This window comes from Paraliobacillus zengyii, from assembly GCF_003268595.1.
In the GTDB taxonomy this organism is placed as follows: domain Bacteria; phylum Bacillota; class Bacilli; order Bacillales; family Amphibacillaceae; genus Paraliobacillus_A; species Paraliobacillus_A zengyii.
In genome coordinates this window covers 2,767,520-2,787,606 of sequence record NZ_CP029797.1, presented here as the reverse complement: position 1 = coordinate 2,787,606, position 20,087 = coordinate 2,767,520, and the positions used below count along the sequence as shown (strand labels likewise).

Here is a 20,087-nt window from a genome sequence, read left to right as displayed (position 1 = left end):
TTGTTTCTCGCGTTTTCCTATATTTCTAGAGAAATAGAGAAAGGGGGTAGGCTATGTTTTCGAATATATATCGTCAAGAAATGTGTGAAGCATTAGCAAGTGAATCATATGATGTATTTGTTATTGGTGGAGGGATCACTGGAGCAGGTATTGCTTTAGACGCTACGTCGAGAGGCATGAGAACAGCTCTAGTCGATATGCAAGATTTCGCTGAAGGGACATCAAGTCGATCGACAAAACTAATTCACGGTGGTCTCCGGTATGTGGAACATAGTGAAGCAAAAGTAGTCACTGAAGTTGGGAAAGAAAGAACAATTGTCTACGAGAACGGTCCCCATCTTACAAAACCAGAAACAATGTTATTACCACTCTACCAAAAAAGTAAACTTACACCAATAAAAGCAAGATTAGCACTACAATTATATGATTTCTTAGCTGGAGTAAAAAAACAAGAGCGTCATCAAATGCTTTCCAAAAAACAAACACTAGAAAAAGAGCCACTATTACAACGTGCACATTTAAGAGGTGCTGGCTATTATGTTGAGTATAAAACAGATGATGCTCGTTTAACAATTGAGGTAGTCAAAAAGGCAGTCGAGTTAGGCACAAAAGCAATGAACTATATCAAAGTGTCTAACTTGCTTTATGATGAAACAGGTAAAGCAAACGGAGTAGAATTAGAAGATCAAATTACAGGAGAAACGTACCAAGTATTCGCAAAAAAAATTGTGAATGCAACGGGTCCATGGGTTGATACAATTAGAGAAATGGATAATTCCAAACAAGAAAAATCGTTGCATTTAACAAAGGGTGTTCACCTCGTATTTGATCAAAAAGATTTCCCATTACAACAAGCAATTTACTTTGATCATAAAGATGGCAAAATGATATTCGCTATACCACGTGACGAAAAAACATATGTTGGAACAACCGATACTGTTTATAAGGGAGATATTTTTAACCCGACTGTAGATGAGGCTGATCGTACGTATTTATTGGAAGCAATTCATCACATCTTTCCCACATTACAAGTAGATGAAATGAAAATAGAATCTAGTTGGGCTGGTTTACGACCGCTAATTGCTAAAGATGGCAAAGATCCTAGTTCAATATCACGAAAAGATGAAATATTTGTTTCGCCATCAGGACTTATATCCATTGCTGGTGGTAAATTAATAGCTTATCGTAAGATGGCTGAAAATGTAGTAGATGAAATTGTAAAGCAATTCAAACAAGAAATTGGCATCTTATACTCCAAATCTGATACAAAACGGATTCCAATCTCTGGTGGAGATGTTAATGGTTCAAAAGGTTTTACACTTTTTAAACAAGAACAATTGATAGAGATAAAAGATATAGAAATAGATAAAAAAACAAAGATAAAGTATATCGATCGTTATGGTTCAAATGTAGTGAAAATTTGGGAGTATTATCGTAATTTTAAAGCAGAAGCTCTTAGGTATGGTGTTGATCCTATCGTTTTCTCTGAACTTGTTTATAGTCTTCAAGAAGAATGCATATACAAACCACAAGACTTTTTCATTCGACGAACGGGTGCCTTGCTGTTTGATATAACTACTGTTAAACGAAATGCACGCGGTGTGTTGGATTATTTACAAAGTGAACTTTACTGGAATTCAGAAGAAAGAGCCTACTATCACCGCGAGCTAATGCAAGGAATTAAAGAAATGACCAATCATACGAACAAATAACCACTATTTTGTTAAAAACTTGATATTTGTCAAGCTTTTTTAGGTAAAAAAACAAATTAAACAATGTTTCCTCATTTAATGCAATAAGAAAATGTGATATACTTCACTCGGGTAACAAAAATTTTCATAGAAGCTTTGTTGTTTTTGTGTAATTTGGGGGAGACATATGACAATAACAGAAGATACAGATACGCAATATAAAACAAAAGATAATGTCATCCCATTTATTCCTGAAGGTGATTTTTATTTCTCAAAAGGTGTAGACGCCTTTTATAAACGAAAATTTGACATTGCATTAAAATGGCTCAAAAAAGCGACAGAGGCAGATCCAGAAGAAGCAATATACCCTTGTCAAATATCAATTATATATACTGAAATTGGCTCTTATCATACGGCTAATCAAATATTAACAGGCATCATTAAGGAACATGGAGATGACTATCTCGAATGTTATTATCTAATTGCTAATAATTATGCGCATTTAGGTTTATTAAAAGATGCAAAAAAATATGCGGATTTATATTTAGAAAAAGACCCAGCTGGTGAATTTAAAGAAGAAACAGAGCAATTATTAACTGTTTTAGATATTGGTGCTGACGAAGATGATGATTGGTTGGAAGAAGAAGATGAACTATTGGTTTATCAAGAAACTGCATTTTATCATTTGGAAAGACAAGAATGGGAACTTGCAATGCCACTATTAAAAGAAATGATGGCACTGTTTCCAGACCATCAAACTGCTAAACATGAATACTGTTATGCACTCTTTTATTCGGGAGATCAGGAAGAAGCAATACGGATAGAGGAAAAGTGGTTAGAAAAAGATCCACAGTCTATTTTTGTACGAACTAATTTAATCTTATTTTATTATGAACGACAAGAAGTTGAAAAAGTTGACCGATTACAAGGTACCCTTATGAATGTTTATCCGATTCATGAAGAACAAAAATTACGAATAGCTACTACTCTTGCACAAATAAAGTATTATCAATATGCATACCAACGATTTATTCGCTTAGCAAAATCAAAAGTAAAAGGACATATGAGGTATTACAAATACTTCAGTATTACAGCATATCAAGTTGGAGATAGAATTCAATCTGAGCGCATTTGGAATGAGGGATGTAAGCAACATCCTCTTCTAAAATCAGAACCACTTCCATGGGAAATAGAACAATAGAATAGAAGTATTTCTCATTTAATTAATATTGAGCAGAATAATAGACGCGCACTAATTTATATACGATAATGGGTATAATAATCGTTACGATTTGCAAAAGAAAGGATGAATAATATGTCTGAAGAACGTATTTACGATGTTATCATTGCTGGTGCTGGACCTGCTGGTATGACAGCTGCTTTATATACATCCCGAGCTAATTTGGATACCTTAATGTTAGAGCGTGGTATTCCAGGTGGACAAATGGCTAACACAGAGGACGTTGAGAATTACCCTGGTTATGATAGTATTCTAGGACCAGACTTATCTAATAAAATGTTTGAGCACTCAAAAAATTTCGGTGCTACTTATGCATATGGAGATATTAAAGAAATAATAGATGGTAAAGAATATAAAACAATTATTGCTGGTAAGAAAGAATACAAAGCTCGTGCTATTATTCTTTCAACTGGTGCACAATTTAAAAAATTAGGTGTTCCAGGAGAAGAAGAATTAGGAGGACGTGGTGTTTCTTATTGTGCAGTTTGTGATGGGGCATTCTTTAAAGAAAAAGATTTAATCGTCGTTGGTGGCGGAGATTCGGCCGTAGAAGAAGGTATCTATTTAACACGCTTTGCTCGTAAAGTTACGATTGTACATCGTCGTGACACGTTGCGTGCTCAAAAAATCATTCAGGATCGCGCATTTAATAACAATAAAATTGATTTTATTTGGGATACTATTGTTAAAAACATTAATGGAAAAGACGGTAAAGTTAGTAGTCTAACCCTATTGGATAAAAAGACAGGATCAGAATACGAGCATGACGCCCATGGAACATTTATCTATATAGGTATGAATCCATTAAATGAACCATTTAAAGAACTTGGAATTATAAATGAAGAAGGTTACGTAACAACAAATGAAAAAATGGAAACAGCTATCCCTGGTATTTATGCGGCTGGAGATATTCGTGATAAAGAACTACGTCAGATTGTTACAGCAACAGGCGATGGAAGTATTGCAGCACAAGCAGCACAAGCATATGTGGAAGATTTAATGGAATCATTAGAGACCATTAAATAGATCCGTCATAAAAAGATAATATAAAGTCATTGCATTTTAACTCTCCTGTAATACGGATGCAATAAAGTTTGGTTATACTATAAGTAACTAATTAACCCCCTTTTTTAATATAGTTTGCACAGGCGATATTGCCTGTGTATTTTTTTTGCCATCAAACGAAAAGTGAATTTTAAATTAGATAGGGGATCGGAGATATAGTATAATAGTATATATTGCTATAGAAAGAGTGAATTGATTTGCAACGGATAACAAACTGTATATTAAGGCATAATGATCATATTTTATTATTAAAAAAACCGAGCCATGGCTGGTATGCAATGCCTGGCGGTAAGATGGAACTAAAAGAATCAATAAAAGATTCAGTTGTAAGAGAATATCGTGAAGAAACAGGTCTAATATTACAAACTCCTCAGCTGCGAGGTGTTTTCTCAATGATTAAAAGCAATGAGGGAGCGGTCATAAGTGAATGGATGATGTTTACGTTTATTTGTGATCATTATGAAGGACACTTGGTTGACTTTTGTGATGAAGGAGAATTAGAATGGGTGCCAATTAATAAAGTATTAGAAAAGCCGATGGCACCAAGTGATAAATATATACATCAGCAGTTATTAAATCATTCTCAGCTTGTATATGGAAGTTTTGAGTATACAAAAGACTACAAAGTGTTGAAGTATAACTTAGACTAATGATCTTTAAGAGGATGTTCAAAAAGTCACTAAATGATAAGCGGCGCATCTCTTCGTTGGCTTGTTCTTCCGGTCCTCATGTAGGGAAAACCTACACTTCGGTCCTCAGAAGCTTCGCCGCCTCGACCTGCTTGCTTCTAATTTACCGACTTTTTGAACACACACTTTAAACAGGGAGAGATGGATGATGGCCAAAGAGCAAGAAACAAAGTTAGTCATTATTACAGGCATGTCTGGAGCTGGTAAAACAGTTGCTGTCCAAAGCTTTGAAGACTTAGGCTACTATTGTGTGGATAATTTACCCCCAGCATTACTTCCTAAATTTTTAGAATTAATGAAGGATGCGAGTAACAACATTCATAAAGTTGCATTAGTAATGGATCTAAGAGGGCGAGAGTTTTTTGATACATTATTTGAAGCGTTGGATAATTTGGGTAAAGCAGATTGGCTAGAAGAGCATATTTTATTTTTAGATGCACAAGAAAAGATGCTCGTATCTAGATATAAAGAAACAAGACGATCTCATCCACTTGCACCTGATGGATTACCACTGGATGGTATTAAACAGGAACGTATGATGCTGGATGAATTAAGGGGAAGAGCGCAATACTTCATTGACACGACAAACTTAAAGCCAAAAGAGTTGCGCGATAAAATTGTTAGTAAATATGGTGAAGACGAGCAAAAGATATTTGCTGTTCATGCGGTCTCTTTTGGATTTAAATATGGGCTTCCAATTGATGCCGATTTAGTATTCGACGTACGTTTTTTACCTAATCCACATTACGTAGAAAATATGCGACCTTTAACTGGATTGAATAAAGAAGTAGCTTCCTATGTATTTAAATGGTCCGATACACAGAAATTTATAGAAAAAATAGTTGATTTACTTACATTCATGTTGCCTCAATATAAGAAAGAAGGGAAGAGTCAGCTTGTAATTGCAATTGGCTGTACTGGTGGTCAACATCGCTCTGTTGCACTTGCTGAGTTTTTAAAAAGTCATTTTGCATCACAATATGTGACACATGTGAGTCATCGAGATATTGACAAGAGAAAGGGACATTAATATATGATGGATAGGAAGCAAAATGTAGTAGTGATAGGTGGTGGAACAGGAATGCCTGTGCTATTACGTGGATTAAAAGAGTATCCGATTGATTTATCAGCAATTGTAACAGTTGCTGATGATGGAGGAAGTTCTGGAAGATTACGAACGGAAATGTCAATGCCTGCTCCTGGAGATATTCGAAATGTCATTGCTGCTTTATCAGAAGTAGAACCTATGTTATTACAGCTGTTTCAACATCGTTTTGTGAATGGCAATGGATTATCTGGACATTCAATGGGGAATTTATTATTAGCTGCAATGACATCTGTTACAGGAGACTTTTATGATGGAATTAAGGAAATATCCCGCGTCTTGAATGTAAAAGGTAATATATATCCGATCGCTAATCAAAATATGTTTTTGCATGCCGAAATGGAAGACGGTGAAATTATAGCAGGTGAATCAAATATTCCGCTTGCTGGAAAAGTAATTAAACGTGTATTTTTAAAGCCGGAGATCGTATTGCCATTACCAGAAGCGATTGTTGCTATTAAAGAAGCAGATTTAGTAGTGATTGCACCTGGAAGTTTGTATACGAGTACAATGCCGAATTTAATTGTACCGGAAATTGGTGATGCGTTAAGAGATGCTAGAGGTAAAGTAGTATATGTTTGTAATGTTATGACACAAGAAGGAGAAACAACAGGATATACGGCTGCTGATCATGTCAAAGCAATTACACAGCATGTAGGAGAAGGTTGTATTCATTCTGTACTCGTCCATAACAAACCAATTGATGAAAGTTTGCAAAAAAAATATGCAAAAGAGAATGCCGAACCAGTCATCTATGATACGGATCGCCTAATTGAAATGGGTTTAGAAATTATTGAAGCTGATATCATTGATTATACTAAAAAAATGTTACGTCATGATACTGGAAAAGTGGCGAAAATTTTAAGTAACTTAGTAGGATAATGGAGAAGTAAGACAGGAAGGTGAAAAAATGTCTTTTGCATCTGAAATTAAAAAGGAATTAACACAAATTGATAATAAAACGTGTTGTATAGAATCAGAACTTGCTGCCTTAATAAGAATGAACGGTGCAATTTCTTTCTCTCGACATGAATATGTATTGGATGTACAAACGGAAAACGCTGCAATAGCCCGTCGCATCTATACCCTAATAAAATCTTTATATAACTATCCAATAAAGTTACTTGTACGAAAGAAAATGAAATTAAAGAAAAATAACGTATATATCGTTCGCATGACAGAAGGGGCACAAGAGATATTATCGGAATTAGATATTCTAGATGGTCCATTTTCCCTTGTACGAAATATTTCTACTAAATATCTTAAAAAGAAATGTTGTAAACGTGCTTATTTAAGGGGCGCCTTTTTAGCAGGAGGATCGGTTAATAATCCTGAGACATCTTCTTATCATTTAGAAATATCAAATGCTTATCAAGAGCATAATGATTCTTTATGTGAATTAATGAATTCTTTTAATCTTCACGCCCGTATTTTAGAAAGAAGAAATGGATATATTTCATACATTAAAGAGGCAGAAAAAATTACAGAGTTTTTAAATTACACGGGTGCACATAATGCATTATTTAAATTTGAAGATGTTCGAATTATGCGTGATATGAGAAATTCCGTTAATCGTCTAGTAAATTGTGAAACAGCTAATTTGAATAAAACAATTGGTGCAGCGTTTCGTCAAGTAGAAAATATTAAATTCATAGAACGAACAGCCGGATTAGAATCTTTACCAGACAAACTTCAAGAAATTGCACAATTACGGGTTCAAAACGCAGACTTATCTTTAAAAGAACTAGGGGAATTAGTATCTGGTGGTAAGATTAGTAAATCAGGTATTAACCATCGACTCAAGAAAATTGATGAGTTTGCAGAACACTTGCGTTCGAATCAACAACAAATGTAATAAAGTAATGTAGACCCACATCGATAGTTACTAATTATAAAGACGTGCTTCTTTATATATTAGTAAATCGATGTTTTTTATCTTTGAATAATATTATTGTTTATGCATGCGCTTACATGTATAATAGTTAAGAAGATAACATACATTTTATTATAGCACATTGAAATGATAACGCTTTCTCTATTTAGTTAATTTTGAGAGGAGATAAAATGATGGAAAGTAAAACGTTAGTGGTGGCAGTAGAACCTGGGTTACAAGCAAGGCCAGCCTCGGAATTTGTTCAAAAAGCAAATAATTTTGCCTCTGAAATATTTTTGGAAAAAGGTAGTAGACGAGTAAACGCAAAAAGTATTATGGGATTGTTAAGCTTAGCAATAGCTAGTGGTGAAACGATAACATTATCTGGTGAAGGTGCAGATTCAGAAGTTGCTATTGAAACATTAGCAACATATTTAAGTAACGCAACTAACGTAGTAGAGCACTAATATAATGTATTGGAATAAAAAGAACGGAGCAAATTTAAATTTGCTCCGTTCTTTAATTATTAATTATTCAGTTGGTTTCTTTTCCATTACTTGGTCAATTAAACCATATTCTTTTGCTTTATGTGCACTCATAAAGTTATCACGATCTGTATCTTTCTCAATAACTTCAATTGGTTGACCTGTAGTATCAGCAATAATTTGATTTAGTTTAGCACGCATTTCAATAATACGATTAGCATGGATCTGAATGTCGGATGCTTGCCCTTGTGTACCACCAAGCGGTTGGTGAATCATTACTTCACTATTTGGCAGTGCATAACGTTTACCAGGCGCTCCAGCAGTTAGTAAGAATGCACCCATAGATGCTGCCATACCAACACAGATTGTTGAAACATCTGATTTAATAAATTGCATCGTATCATAAATTGCCATTCCAGCTGTAATGGAACCACCTGGTGAGTTGATGTAGATAGAGATATCTTTACCAGGACTCTCAGCTTCTAAGAATAAAAGCTGTGCAACAATGCTGTTAGCAACATTATCATCAATGCCACTACCTAACATAATAATACGATCTTTAAGTAAGCGAGAATAGATGTCATATGCACGTTCTCCGCGGTTTGTTTGTTCAATAACTGTTGGTATTAAATTCATTGTAAAATTTCCTCCTTATAATGCTTCATTCTTCTATTAGTGAATTAACTTCCTATGTATATAGTAACTAAATGGTCAATAAAGGTCAAACAAAACACATTCTATTTTAACTTTATTTTTAGGATACACCTAACTGTATCCTACCCATTCGGTTGGCAATATAAACCTTATTATTTATTATAACAGAGAGTACTTATTTTTTGTGGATGTAGCTATTTAAAATATATATGTTTCTTTTTTGTTTAAATGATCATAAAGTGTATTGTTATTTAAGATATAAAAGAAGTGATATGATTGTAATTGAATTACTTTCTATCATCCGTTATAATAGTGCTTGTCCACATTTTCAGAATTTATCCTGCGCTCGTAGCTCAGGGGATAGAGCATTGGTTTCCGGTACCAAGGGTCGGGGGTTCAAATCCCTCCGAGCGCACTTATGTAAACACAGTGATAGCAAGGATTCCGCTAGTCAGGGATCCTTGCTATTTTTTATTATGATCAGTAAATTTTAGTGAAACTACTACATTATTTAAATAGTATTCCGATTAATATAGTATAATCTATTAAAAGATAAAGTTACTAATAAAGGGGAAGATCCATCATGATAGCACAATCTATTAAAGTAATACTTATTGCTAGTGTATGTCTACTATTTCCTACAGTGATAAGTGCTGAAGAAGGCTCGGAAAAAGTTATCATTCTATTTAAAGAGGATATAAAATAAGCATCTCCCGCTTTATTAGCAACCTTTACTGCATATATACTCGATTCGGGTGCAACCCCAACTGTACCGATACTATTGTTTTTTGCACCTATAATTCCAGCAACAAATGTCCCATGACCATTGTTCAAGAAAATGTTGTGGATTTAGGTGATAAAGGAAGAGACAACATATTTGGATATGGATTGACACAATCACCTTATGAACAAGATGGATTACAAGAAGTCCTTTCAGGGATAACATTAAAAAGTCCTACTCATGTGTATGATAGTTATGGTAATCAGTTAAAAACGTATAACCAAGGTAAACCGGTGATATATAAGTCTTTTTCAGGTGATTGGTATGAAGCTATTGTATATATAAATGGAAAGTCTACAACAGGTTATTTTAAAACAAATGATGTTGAAAATACCGATACTGACCCTATTTCATTAAAAGGTGTAGGGTTGGAAAATAAAACCAATGTTTATACATTAGCTTCCACAGGTTCGAAAGTGTTAAAGTCTTATGCCCAAGGAAAAACATTATTGTATAAAACATTCTCTAGTGACTGGTATCAAGCAACGGTATATGTAAATGGAAGAGCAACTAATGGTTATATAAATAAAGCAGATGTTGAAGAAGGAACAACTAATCCAGAATCGCTTAAAGGGATAGGATTAAAAAATAAAACGAATGTTTATACATTAGCTTCCACAGGCTCGAAAGTTTTAAAATCTTATGCCCAAGGAACAACACTTCTGTATGAAACATTTTCTAGTGACTGGTATCAAGCACTGGTATATGTAAATGGAAAAGCAACTAATGGCTATATAAATAAAGCAGATGTTGAAGAAGGAACAACTAATCCGGAATCACTTCAAGGGATAGGATTAAAAAATAAAACGAATGTTTATACATTAGCTTCCACAGGCTCGAAAGTTTTAAAATCTTATGCCCAAGGAACAACACTTCTGTATAAAACATTTTCTAGTGACTGGTATCAAGCACTGGTATATATAAATGGAAAAGCAACTAGTGGCTATATAAATAAAACTGATGTTGAAGTAATAACAGATAGTCCAGAAGCTCTTAAGGGAACTGGTTTAAAAAATAGAACCAACGTTTATGCGTTAGCATCTGAAGGTTCCAAAGTTTTGAAGTCTTATGCCCAAGGTAGTACATTACTGTATAATACGCATACTACTAATTGGTACCAAGCAATTGTATATTTGAATGGAAAGGCTACTACCGGATATATAAATGACTCTGATGTTCAAACAAATTGATTTTAAAATGTACCTTTAAAGGATTCCAGTAAAAAGGGATCCTTTTTATTATATATTACGTATCTTTTTCTTTACATGTGTTAAAATTCTAGGCAAGCAAAGTTGTATGATAAGACGAATAACTACTATAATTACTAGACATAAGTCTATAAAATAACATTAAAGAATAGATTTCATATAATGGCAATGAGGATTTTATAAATCTTTTATTGGAAGGTGAGGTCGTGAATAAGAAAGAGCAAGAAGCTATCTGTCTATTATTATCAAAACACACAGCAAAAAGCTATTTTTATTACAGTAATTTATCAGACAAAAGGTTGTTAAAGGCGCTACAGGGATTTAAAGGACAGATGGTCAATAATAGTGCAGGTGAGGTGAATGAAGGTGATGAAGAATAAAAAAGTAGGCGTTATCGTAAAAGTGTTACACTCTTGATAACGCCTACTACTAAGTTGTTCATTTACTCTTAATTTTTTAGAAAATCAGGTTTCTCGAAGCTTGGATTAGGATATTTGTAAAAGCCTTCTCCAGTTGCAGTGCCCAGTTTTCCTTTATCAATATATGAAGTTTTTAATAACTGAGCCAACTTTTTAAACTGTGGATCACCAGTTGCTTCGGCTTTAGCATTTACAATGTTATAAGACGTAGTGATTCCTACAACATCTAAAATTGCAAATGGGCCTTTCGGTGCACCTGTTGCTATCATCCATGTTTTATCGATTGTTTCTACGTCAGCCACTTCGTTCGATAATAATAATTCTGCAGCGTCAAGTAGGGGAACTAATAAAGAGTTCAAGATGTATCCCGGTTGCTCTTTATGTAACGGTAGAGCAACCATCCCTATAGCTTTTGCGAAAGCAATCACTTCATCAAACACAGCTTGATCTGTTCCAGGATGTTTCATGATTTCTGCCGTATTGTTTGTCCAAATTTCATTAGCAAAGTGTAAAGCTAAAAATTTCTCTGGTCTACCTGTTGCTTCCGCAAATTGACTAGGTAATAGTGTAGAGGAATTAGTTGCGAAAATTGTTTTTTTAGGAGCCAGTGCACCTAACTCGTTGTAAAATTCAGTTTTAATTTTAACTACTTCAGGTATGGCTTCTATTACAAGATCTGCCTCAGCTACTGCAGTTGATAAATCTGAGCTGAAAGAGATACGATTATAAGCAGTGTTGAGTTCTTCCTCTGTAGCTTGTAAATCTTCTTGATAACGCACTTTTAATTTATTGATTCTTTTTTTTGCCTGTTCTAAAGCCTCATCATTAATGTCGTAAATAAATACATTAAATCCTTTGAAAGCAGTCTGATAGGCAATTTGACTTCCTAAAACCCCACTACCAGCTACTGTAATATTTTTATAATTCATAAACTAAGTCTCCTTTTTCAAAAAGTAAGTATGTTATATAGTATTACATAAATAGTACTAAATATGGAGTAATCTGCTTGTTATTGGAAAAGGTAGATTAAGCTGCTACGGAAAATCATTTGAGAAGCGGGGTGGGATATTGTGTTGTGTAGCAGTTTATAGAAATCCAGTCATAAAGAACACTTTTTAAAAAACAGCCAATATAAATGAATGCATTACATAGAATAAACCTTTATACTGTTCATTAATGAGTAAAAAGTATTTGGAGGCTAATAATGAATAATAACGATGTATTAATGAGACTAAGATATGCGCTCGATATAAAAGATACTAACATGGTGGAGATTTTTGATTTAGGTGGTTTCCAAACGTCTAAAGAAGATATCCAAAAAATGTTGACGAAACAAAACAGCGATAGTAATAACGATCAATCCAGTGAATTTCTGGAGAATGAATACCTTCAGAAGTGTGAAGATTATATGTTGGAATCATTTTTAAACGGCCTTATTACCTATAAAAGAGGAAAACAAGATGGCAAACAAGAGGAACCGTCAAAACACGAATTAGATGATAGAACGGTTAACAATATTTTGTTGAAAAAGGTTAAAATTGCACTTTCTCTAACAAGTGAAGATATGCTTGATATATTAGAAGAAGCAGGCGTAAATATATCAAAAAGTGAATTGAGTGCAGTCTTACGAAAAGAAGGACATCGAAATTACAAAGCGTGTGGCGATAGATATGCTAGAAACTTCTTGAAAGGACTTGCATTAAGATATCGCTCATAAGGGCTCTTATCAAAAAATTGGTAGTGATAATTCGTTCATTTATCCACAAAATAACATGTGGAGGTGATTGTGATGGGCAAAAAGAATAATGAAAAAAAGGGCGTTAGTGATGAGCAGGCGATTAGAGGAACAATGCCTACAGAATTCGATCATGAGTTTGCTAATGAACCACTAACATCGAATGAAAAGCTAAATAATAAAAAAACAAAAAAACGTCAATAACAGATCAGAAAGCATTCTTCTTTATAGAGGAATGCTTTTTTCGTAAAGTCATTTCATAATAGCGAAATAAAACAAGCGAATATAATATGTTTAAGATGAACTTCTACTATTATGTAAAGCACATCGTTTAAATTTATTGAGATGCAAAACCGAGGTAATACACTCCCCTTGAAATGCAAACGTGTCACTTACTTAAAATTAATATTTAATAGGTAATCAATAGCTTCTTTTGCAGAAAGCTACCGCTATAAATAATAGAAGTACCTTTCGTTAAATATGTAATGTTAACTTTTGGCTATTTGATCTAAATAAAAAAGTATATTATAAATGATTCATTATGCTTGAGAGGAGACTATATACCAAATGCAAATTGATAAACTTACTATCCATAACGAGTTAATAGTTAAATTACGCCAACAAGAACAAACCATTGCTCAATTGGTTACAATTGTAGCTTCAACAAATCGCAGGTTAGAAGAAATGGAGCGTAAATTAAATAATTTTGACCATTTAAAAACGTCTTCATGCTAACGGTCTTGTGCGTCATGCATTGATTTTAAATTACTTGTTTTTATTTTAAGTATTATCGTTTATAATAATGTAGTTACAAAGTAAAGTTTATGTAAATTTAGTTCAGTTGAATAACTAAGATGGAGGTGTGTGAATGAAATACATGTATTGGGTATTAATTTCACTACTTATTTTTTGGGAAACAAATGCGTTGCAGGATATTTATGCTTTTTCGGTTATATGGCAGTACACTACAAATATTTTACTTGTAGGATACTTCGCTTACCTATTAAATATTTCGATACCATACAGAAAAGCGTCACAATTATTAAGATTACAATAATAAATTAGGAAACTTCTTTCTATAAACACGCACATAGATCATATATGTGTGTTTTTTTATGTAGTATAAAGGTGACATAATCTATAACAATAAAGGGTACGGTAATATATAGCAAGAAATGATAGAATAGTTAGTAAGGAGGGATGAAAATGACAATTGGTCAATCAAAAACAAGAAAAGTCGTTATTATTGGTACAGGATTTGTAGGGGCAAGTTATGCATATGCATTATTAAATCAAGGTATCGTTAATGAACTAGTCCTAATCGATTTAAATATGGAAAGAGCTGAAGGCGAAGCCCGTGATTTAAACCACGGTATGCCGTTCGGTTCACCGATGAAAATTCGTGCAGGAAATTATGCAGAATGTAAAAACGCAGATATGGTTGTTATCACAGCCGGTGCAAACCAAGGACCAGGTGAAACACGCTTGGATCTAGCAACAAAAAATGCAAAGATTATGAAAGGCATTGTGACAAACATCATGGATAATGGATTTACAGGGATTATGTTAGTTGCTACAAATCCAGTAGATGTTTTAAGTCATGTAGCGCTGGAGGTATCTGGTTTACCAAAAGAAAGAGTTATCGGTTCAGGAACTATTTTAGATACTGCTCGTTTTCGCTATTTGTTAAGTGAGTATTATCAAGTGGATTCGAGAAATGTGCATGCCTATATTATGGGAGAACACGGTGATTCGGAATTACCAGTTTGGAGTCATGTGCAAATTGGAGGAGTGCCTCTGAAGAAATATGGTAACATTTCATCTATTGATGAAGATAAAGATATGCAAAAAATCTTTGAAAATGTTAGAGATGCAGCCTATCACATTATAGAAAGAAAAGGTGCTACCTATTATGGTATCGGTTTAGGGTTGGCTCGTTTAACAAAGGCAATGCTCTATAATGAGAATTCGATTGTAACAGTTTCTACATTATTCCAAGGTGAATATGGGATTAAAGATGTTTATCTTGGCGTCCCAGCAGTTGTAAATGAATATGGAGTCAGAGAAATGCTTGAGTTAGACTTAAATGATACAGAGTTAAAACAACTTCATGATTCGGCTGACATCCTAAAGGATATGACGAAAAAAGTTATGCCTAATTAGTATTAAGTTCCTCTTTGATAGAAGAGGAACTTTTCTTTACATTTTAAAGATCATAAAAATGGGGATGGTAAGGTGGAACAAAAATTAATACAATCGATTCAACAAAGCACAAAGATGACACACGCGTTATCACAATCGATTCAATTATTACAACTGAATGGATTGGAATTAATGGCGTACATAAACGAAGTGATGGAAGAGAATCCTTTAATCGATGAAATCGAGCCACCTTTTGATTACGTTGTAACCAATACCAACGTTTCACAACATATTAATGGTGATATCGATACTACAGAATCAAAAATAGAGTCAATGTATGATCAATTAAAACAACAAGTTGGTCTACTTAGGATAGATAAACAACTGCTTAAAGTAGTACTGTATGGAATAGACTGTTTAGATGATAATGGCTATTTAGCTATTACCTTAGAAGAATGGGCTGGAAAATATACTTCCTCGATAAAGATGGTTGAGAATGCTTTAACTATTATACAATCCTTAGATCCTAAAGGAGTAGGGGCACGCAATCTAAAAGAGTGTCTTGTCTTACAAGTGAAAGATGATAATTTAGACGGGACTATCTTAGTTGATCTGATAACAGATCATTTGAAGTGGATTGCACAGCAGGAGCTTGAATTAATTGCAGATACGTATGAGATAGATAGAAAGACAGCAGAACGTTTGATAGAAAAGGTTAAAAGGTGCAACCCGAAACCAGCTCAACTATTAAATCAAGAACCAGTTGTAAATATTGTTCCTGATGCGGAAATTAAGAAAGAAAAGAACGAGTGGAAAATTATAATAAATAAATGGAATTCACCGAAGATTCATTTGAACGGCATGTATAGGGATTTTAAAGATACTGATAAAGAAACAGACACTTTTTTACGTGACAAACACCAACAAGTAAAATGGCTTCTTCATACACTCGATTACCGTAAGCTTCAAATGGAGCAAGTACTACAATTATTATTAGTTGAACAGTTTTCGTTCTTCGAGAATGGCCCATTTTCGATGAAGCCCTTAAAATTAAAAGATATAGCAACGCAATTAAATGTAAATATTTCTACAGTAAGTCGGATGTTTAAAAATAAATATGTACAAACTCCATACGGAACCTTTCCTTTCCACTTTTTTTTGCAAACAGGATTAGTTAATAAAGAAGGCGATGTATCCTCTGCTTATACAATTAAACAACTACTAAGAACTATGATTAATGAAGAAGATAAAAAAAAGCCATTAGCAGACGAAACAATTCGACAAATTCTTGCTGAAAATCATAATATTAAAATTTCTCGTCGAACAATTGCGAAGTATCGGACTTCAATGAAAATCCTAGCATCAATTGAAAGGAAAAATAGATGAATAAATTTCACGAAAGAGAGATAAATTAGTTGAGTAAAGAAAACATATCTGCTACAATAATGGTTGTAAAGGAATTTTTTTGCTGTATGCGGGACGCGATATGGCTAGCAGGGACATTTTTATCCCTAACCATATCAGAAAAGGAGTTAAATCATGAGAGCATTACTTGATCTTCAAAAGAAATTATTTCCTGATTTACTCGATGTTATGCAGCGAAGATATAAAATTCTACATTATATTCAATTGATGGAGCCGATTGGGCGTCGCAGTTTGGCTGAGCATATTGAAATGAAAGAAAGAGTTGTACGAAGTGAAATTGATTTTCTGAGCAAGCATGTTCTTATTGACGTAACACCAAAAGGTATGTGTATAACTAAAGTGGGTAAAGATGTGCTATATCAATTAGCAAACTTTATGAGTGAACTTTCAGGATTTAGTGTAATAGAACAGCAGATTAAGGATACATTACACTTAGACCATGTTATAATAACACCTGGTGATAGTGATGAACATGATTGGGTTAAGCAAGAGCTAAGCAAAGCAGCAGTCGATTACTTGCAATCGCTAATACAAGCGAATCAAACCATTGCTGTTACAGGTGGGACATCAATGGCTGCAGTAGCAGAAATGATGAGTCCATCTTCATACGCTAAAAACTGCATGTTTGTGCCAGCACGTGGTGGACTTGGTGAGAGAGTGGAAAACCAAGCTAATACAATTTGTGCAGAGATGGCTAAGAAGGCAAAAGGGGAATATCGATTGTTGTATGTGCCAGACCCATTGAGTGAGGAATCTTATCAATCGATCATTGAAGAGCCTTCTGTAAAAGAGATTTTGCGTGTTATTCGCCAAGCTGATGTCGTGATGCATGGCATAGGCGATGCTTTAACAATGGCGAAAAGACGTAAGGCTTCTGAAGATGTTTTACATAAGATTGAAGCGGGTAAAGCAGTAAGTGAGGCTTTTGGTTATTATTTAAATGATGTGGGTGAAGTTATCCATAAAGTGCGAACAGTTGGAATGCAATTAGAAGATTTGTCTAAAATAAATTGTGTAATAGCTGTTGCAGGAGGAAAATCAAAAGCAAAAGCAATTTATTCGTATTTTAAACAAGGAAAAAGTAATGTGTTAATTACGGATGAAGCTGCTGCAAATGAGTTGATAAAGGGTTTTTCCCTTTAAATATAATGAAACATACAAGGAGGAAACAAGAATGACAGTAAAAGTTGGTATTAATGGTTTTGGTCGTATTGGCCGTTTAGCATTTCGTCGTATGCAAGAAGTAGAAGGTATTGAAGTGGTGGCTATCAATGATTTAACAGATGTTGATATGTTAGCACATTTATTGAAATATGATACTACACAAGGACCTTTTAAAGGTGAAGTAACTGTAAAAGATGATCACTTCACTGTTAATGGTAAAGATGTTAAAATCCTTTCAAATCGTAACCCAGAAGAATTACCATGGGGAGATTTAGGTGTTGAAATCGTATTAGAATGTACAGGCTTCTTTGCTACTAAAGAAAAAGCTGAATTACATCTTAAAGGTGGAGCTAAGAAAGTTGTAATTTCTGCTCCAGGTGGTAATGACGTTCCAACTGTTGTATATAATGTAAACCACGATATTCTAAAAGGTGACGAAACAGTTATCTCAGCAGCTTCATGTACTACTAACTGTTTAGCTCCTTTAGCTAAAGTATTGAATGATGAATATGGCATTCACCAAGGTCTAATGACTACTATTCACGCTTATACTGGTGATCAAAATACATTAGATGCACCACATCCTAAAGCTGATTACCGTCGTGCACGTGCAGCAGCTGCTAATATTGTGCCAAACACAACTGGTGCTGCAAAAGCAATCGGCCTAGTTATTCCTGAATTACAAGGTAAATTAGACGGTGCTGCTCAACGTGTTCCTGTTACAACTGGTTCACTAACTGAGTTAACTGCAGTTCTAAACAAAAATGTTACTGTTGATGAAGTAAATGCAGCTATGAAAAAAGCAGCTAATGAATCATATGGTTACAATGAAGACATGATCGTTTCTTCTGATATTGTTGGAAGCACATTCGGTTCTATCTTTGATGCTACACAAACAAAAGTTATGGACATTGATGGTAAACAACTAGTGAAAACTGTTGCTTGGTATGACAACGAAATGTCTTATACTTCACAGTTAGTTCGTACACTAGAATACTTCGCAAAATTATAATTTTTAAAAGTTTAGCTCGAATCCTATTATCATTATGTAGGTCAGAAAGCGGGAAGCCATCGCGCTTCCCGCTTTCTATTTTTTAAAAAGTAATGAAGAGAAATCTTTCTAGAAATAAAATAGACCCAAACATTTGTATATTGACTTTAGCATTATACTGTTTGGTTTTGAAAAATGGAGGATTATAAAATGGTCAAAAAAATTGTCACTGACTTAGACGTTAAAGGCAAAAAAGTATTAGTACGTGCTGACTTTAATGTACCAATGAAAAATAATAATATTACGAATGATAATCGTATTGTCGAAGCATTACCGACAATAAAATACTTAGTTGAACAAGGCGCAAAAGTAATTGTCTTCTCTCACTTAGGTAAAGTAGCTGAAGAAGCAGATAAAGAAGGTAAATCATTAAAACCTGTTGCAAATCGTTTAGGCGAATTGTTAGGTAATGATGTAACATTTGTACCTGAAACACGTGGAGAAAAATTAGAAAAAGCTATTGATGCATTATCTGATGGCAATGTTTTAGTTTTTGAAAACACACGTTTTGAAGATATTGATGGTAAAAAAGAGAGTAAAAATGATCCTGAATTAGGCAAATATTGGGCTAGTTTAGGTGACATATTTGTCAATGATGCATTTGGTACAGCACATCGTACACACGCGTCTAACGTAGGAATTGCATCTAATCTTGAAACAGCTGCTGGATTCTTAATGGAGAAAGAAATCAAGTTTATTGGTGAAGCTGTTGATAATCCGGTCCGTCCTTTTGTAGCTATCCTAGGTGGTGCAAAAGTTAGTGATAAAATTGGTGTAATTGAAAACTTACTAACAAAAGCTGATAAAGTTCTTATTGGTGGTGGAATGGCTTATACATTCTTTAAAGCACAAGGAAAAGAAATTGGTAAATCATTATTAGAAGCAGATAAAGTTGATTTAGCAAAAGACTTACTAGAACGTGCAAACGGTAAAATTGTATTACCAGTAGATAACTTAGTTGCAGATGACTTTTCAAATGATGCTAATATCTCAGTAGCAGCATCAGGTGGAATTCCTCCAGAATTAGAAGGTTTAGATATTGGACCAAAAACAATCGAGTTATTTAAAAAAGAATTAGATGGTGCAAAAACGGTTGTTTGGAATGGACCTATGGGTGTGTTTGAACTTTCGAAATTCGCTGGTGGTACAATTGGTGTTTGTGAATCAATTGCAGCTTTAGAAGATGCTACGACAATTATTGGTGGAGGAGACTCAGCTGCTGCCGCAATGGACTTAGGTTATGCTGATAAGTTCTCGCATATCTCTACTGGTGGCGGAGCTTCATTAGAGTATCTTGAAGGAAAAGAATTACCAGGATTAGCATCAATTAACGATAAATAATTTTTATCTAATCTGGATT

Annotated in this window: 21 protein-coding genes, 1 tRNA gene and 1 pseudogene; 20 read left to right on the top strand and 3 right to left on the bottom strand. The window is 34.1% G+C overall.

The features are described from left to right. Positions 1–53 precede the first annotated feature (53 nt). The 8 genes from DM447_RS14160 to DM447_RS14125 all read left to right on the top strand — a co-directional run bounded on the left by DM447_RS14160 (position 54) and on the right by DM447_RS14125 (position 8,130). Positions 54–1,712 carry a glycerol-3-phosphate dehydrogenase/oxidase gene (locus DM447_RS14160; protein ID WP_112181835.1) on the top strand — a complete coding sequence of 553 codons (1,659 nt, stop codon included), beginning with the start codon at positions 54–56 and terminating at the stop codon, positions 1,710–1,712. A gap of 166 nt (positions 1,713–1,878) precedes the next feature. After that, a complete protein-coding gene (locus tag DM447_RS14155) occupies positions 1,879–2,892 on the top strand; it encodes a tetratricopeptide repeat protein (protein WP_112181834.1) in 1,014 nt (337 codons plus the stop codon). A gap of 114 nt (positions 2,893–3,006) precedes the next feature. After that, positions 3,007–3,957, top strand: a complete 951-nt coding sequence (trxB, locus tag DM447_RS14150; protein ID WP_112181833.1) for a thioredoxin-disulfide reductase — start codon at positions 3,007–3,009, stop codon at positions 3,955–3,957. A 236-nt stretch (positions 3,958–4,193) separates the two neighbouring features. After that, positions 4,194–4,646, top strand: coding sequence for an 8-oxo-dGTP diphosphatase (locus DM447_RS14145; protein ID WP_112181832.1), 453 nt, complete (start codon positions 4,194–4,196; stop codon positions 4,644–4,646). 187 nt (positions 4,647–4,833) lie between these two features. After that, complete coding sequence (gene rapZ, locus DM447_RS14140) at positions 4,834–5,715, top strand: RNase adapter RapZ (protein WP_112181831.1); 882 nt, start codon at positions 4,834–4,836, stop codon at positions 5,713–5,715. A gap of 3 nt (positions 5,716–5,718) precedes the next feature. Then, on the top strand, positions 5,719–6,672 hold the full coding sequence (locus DM447_RS14135; RefSeq protein ID WP_112181830.1) for a gluconeogenesis factor YvcK family protein: 954 nt from the start codon (positions 5,719–5,721) through the stop codon (positions 6,670–6,672). A gap of 28 nt (positions 6,673–6,700) precedes the next feature. After that, complete coding sequence (whiA, locus tag DM447_RS14130; RefSeq protein ID WP_112181829.1) at positions 6,701–7,645, top strand: DNA-binding protein WhiA; 945 nt, start codon at positions 6,701–6,703, stop codon at positions 7,643–7,645. A 212-nt stretch (positions 7,646–7,857) separates the two neighbouring features. Continuing rightward, the gene (locus DM447_RS14125; RefSeq protein ID WP_112181828.1) at positions 7,858–8,130 is read left to right on the top strand and encodes an HPr family phosphocarrier protein; all 273 of its coding nucleotides are present in this window, start codon (positions 7,858–7,860) and stop codon (positions 8,128–8,130) included. A gap of 63 nt (positions 8,131–8,193) precedes the next feature. Here the strand turns inward: DM447_RS14125 and clpP are convergent, their stop codons facing one another. Continuing rightward, positions 8,194–8,784, bottom strand: coding sequence for an ATP-dependent Clp endopeptidase proteolytic subunit ClpP (clpP, locus tag DM447_RS14120; protein ID WP_112181827.1), 591 nt, complete (start codon positions 8,782–8,784; stop codon positions 8,194–8,196). 360 nt (positions 8,785–9,144) lie between these two features. Here clpP and DM447_RS14115 point away from each other — a divergent pair. Next, positions 9,145–9,217, top strand: a tRNA-Arg gene (locus DM447_RS14115). Positions 9,218–9,513: 296 nt separating this feature from the next. Here the strand turns inward: DM447_RS14115 and DM447_RS18860 are convergent. Next, a pseudogene (locus DM447_RS18860) lies at positions 9,514–9,633 on the bottom strand (S8 family serine peptidase); the annotation flags it as partial. On the opposite strand from DM447_RS18860, the gene DM447_RS14105 reads away from it, so the two are divergent. Further along, entirely contained in the window at positions 9,622–10,773 is a 1,152-nt protein-coding gene (locus DM447_RS14105) for an SH3 domain-containing protein (protein WP_162632656.1), read from the top strand. The pseudogene DM447_RS18860 and the gene DM447_RS14105 sit on opposite strands and share 12 nt — an antisense overlap. A gap of 224 nt (positions 10,774–10,997) precedes the next feature. Next, the gene (locus tag DM447_RS18390) at positions 10,998–11,171 is read left to right on the top strand and encodes a hypothetical protein (RefSeq protein WP_157967326.1); all 174 of its coding nucleotides are present in this window, start codon (positions 10,998–11,000) and stop codon (positions 11,169–11,171) included. Between the two features lie 68 nt (positions 11,172–11,239). On the opposite strand, the gene DM447_RS14100 is transcribed toward DM447_RS18390, so the two are convergent. Further along, entirely contained in the window at positions 11,240–12,139 is a 900-nt protein-coding gene (locus tag DM447_RS14100; RefSeq protein ID WP_112181825.1) for a 3-hydroxyacyl-CoA dehydrogenase, read from the bottom strand. Between the two features lie 275 nt (positions 12,140–12,414). Here DM447_RS14100 and DM447_RS14095 point away from each other — a divergent pair, with 275 nt between their 5' ends. From DM447_RS14095 to DM447_RS14060, 9 genes are all read left to right on the top strand, one after another. Further along, positions 12,415–12,927: a YehS family protein gene (locus tag DM447_RS14095; protein WP_112181824.1), complete on the top strand. Its 513-nt coding sequence runs from the start codon at positions 12,415–12,417 to the stop codon at positions 12,925–12,927. A 72-nt stretch (positions 12,928–12,999) separates the two neighbouring features. Beyond that, on the top strand, positions 13,000–13,149 hold the full coding sequence (sspO, locus tag DM447_RS14090; protein ID WP_112181823.1) for a small acid-soluble spore protein SspO: 150 nt from the start codon (positions 13,000–13,002) through the stop codon (positions 13,147–13,149). Between the two features lie 363 nt (positions 13,150–13,512). Next, positions 13,513–13,680: a hypothetical protein gene (locus DM447_RS18385; RefSeq protein ID WP_157967325.1), complete on the top strand. Its 168-nt coding sequence runs from the start codon at positions 13,513–13,515 to the stop codon at positions 13,678–13,680. A 133-nt stretch (positions 13,681–13,813) separates the two neighbouring features. Beyond that, positions 13,814–14,002 (top strand): hypothetical protein, encoded by a 189-nt coding sequence (locus tag DM447_RS14085; RefSeq protein WP_112181822.1) that lies wholly within the window; start codon positions 13,814–13,816, stop codon positions 14,000–14,002. Positions 14,003–14,151: 149 nt separating this feature from the next. After that, a complete protein-coding gene (locus DM447_RS14080; protein WP_112181821.1) occupies positions 14,152–15,108 on the top strand; it encodes an L-lactate dehydrogenase in 957 nt (318 codons plus the stop codon). Positions 15,109–15,180: 72 nt separating this feature from the next. Continuing rightward, positions 15,181–16,473: an RNA polymerase factor sigma-54 gene (rpoN, locus tag DM447_RS14075; protein WP_112181820.1), complete on the top strand. Its 1,293-nt coding sequence runs from the start codon at positions 15,181–15,183 to the stop codon at positions 16,471–16,473. 153 nt (positions 16,474–16,626) lie between these two features. After that, positions 16,627–17,655, top strand: a complete 1,029-nt coding sequence (locus DM447_RS14070) for a sugar-binding transcriptional regulator (protein ID WP_112181819.1) — start codon at positions 16,627–16,629, stop codon at positions 17,653–17,655. A gap of 31 nt (positions 17,656–17,686) precedes the next feature. Then, the gene (gene gap, locus DM447_RS14065) at positions 17,687–18,688 is read left to right on the top strand and encodes a type I glyceraldehyde-3-phosphate dehydrogenase (protein ID WP_112181818.1); all 1,002 of its coding nucleotides are present in this window, start codon (positions 17,687–17,689) and stop codon (positions 18,686–18,688) included. Between the two features lie 189 nt (positions 18,689–18,877). Beyond that, positions 18,878–20,068, top strand: a complete 1,191-nt coding sequence (locus DM447_RS14060) for a phosphoglycerate kinase (RefSeq protein WP_112181817.1) — start codon at positions 18,878–18,880, stop codon at positions 20,066–20,068. The last annotated feature ends 19 nt before the right edge of the window (positions 20,069–20,087 follow it).

Coding starts and splice junctions, on each gene's coding strand:
- clpP (WP_112181827.1), bottom strand. CDS start 8,784: ATGAATTTAATACCAACAGTTATTGAACAAACAAACCGCGGAGAACGT.
- DM447_RS14070 (WP_112181819.1), top strand. CDS start 16,627: ATGAGAGCATTACTTGATCTTCAAAAGAAATTATTTCCTGATTTACTC.
- DM447_RS14135 (WP_112181830.1), top strand. CDS start 5,719: ATGATGGATAGGAAGCAAAATGTAGTAGTGATAGGTGGTGGAACAGGA.
- DM447_RS14060 (WP_112181817.1), top strand. CDS start 18,878: ATGGTCAAAAAAATTGTCACTGACTTAGACGTTAAAGGCAAAAAAGTA.
- rapZ (WP_112181831.1), top strand. CDS start 4,834: ATGGCCAAAGAGCAAGAAACAAAGTTAGTCATTATTACAGGCATGTCT.
- DM447_RS14155 (WP_112181834.1), top strand. CDS start 1,879: ATGACAATAACAGAAGATACAGATACGCAATATAAAACAAAAGATAAT.
- DM447_RS14095 (WP_112181824.1), top strand. CDS start 12,415: ATGAATAATAACGATGTATTAATGAGACTAAGATATGCGCTCGATATA.
- whiA (WP_112181829.1), top strand. CDS start 6,701: ATGTCTTTTGCATCTGAAATTAAAAAGGAATTAACACAAATTGATAAT.
- DM447_RS14100 (WP_112181825.1), bottom strand. CDS start 12,139: ATGAATTATAAAAATATTACAGTAGCTGGTAGTGGGGTTTTAGGAAGT.
- DM447_RS14125 (WP_112181828.1), top strand. CDS start 7,858: ATGGAAAGTAAAACGTTAGTGGTGGCAGTAGAACCTGGGTTACAAGCA.
- sspO (WP_112181823.1), top strand. CDS start 13,000: ATGGGCAAAAAGAATAATGAAAAAAAGGGCGTTAGTGATGAGCAGGCG.
- DM447_RS14080 (WP_112181821.1), top strand. CDS start 14,152: ATGACAATTGGTCAATCAAAAACAAGAAAAGTCGTTATTATTGGTACA.
- DM447_RS14085 (WP_112181822.1), top strand. CDS start 13,814: ATGAAATACATGTATTGGGTATTAATTTCACTACTTATTTTTTGGGAA.
- trxB (WP_112181833.1), top strand. CDS start 3,007: ATGTCTGAAGAACGTATTTACGATGTTATCATTGCTGGTGCTGGACCT.
- DM447_RS14105 (WP_162632656.1), top strand. CDS start 9,622: ATGACCATTGTTCAAGAAAATGTTGTGGATTTAGGTGATAAAGGAAGA.
- DM447_RS14160 (WP_112181835.1), top strand. CDS start 54: ATGTTTTCGAATATATATCGTCAAGAAATGTGTGAAGCATTAGCAAGT.
- gap (WP_112181818.1), top strand. CDS start 17,687: ATGACAGTAAAAGTTGGTATTAATGGTTTTGGTCGTATTGGCCGTTTA.
- DM447_RS18385 (WP_157967325.1), top strand. CDS start 13,513: ATGCAAATTGATAAACTTACTATCCATAACGAGTTAATAGTTAAATTA.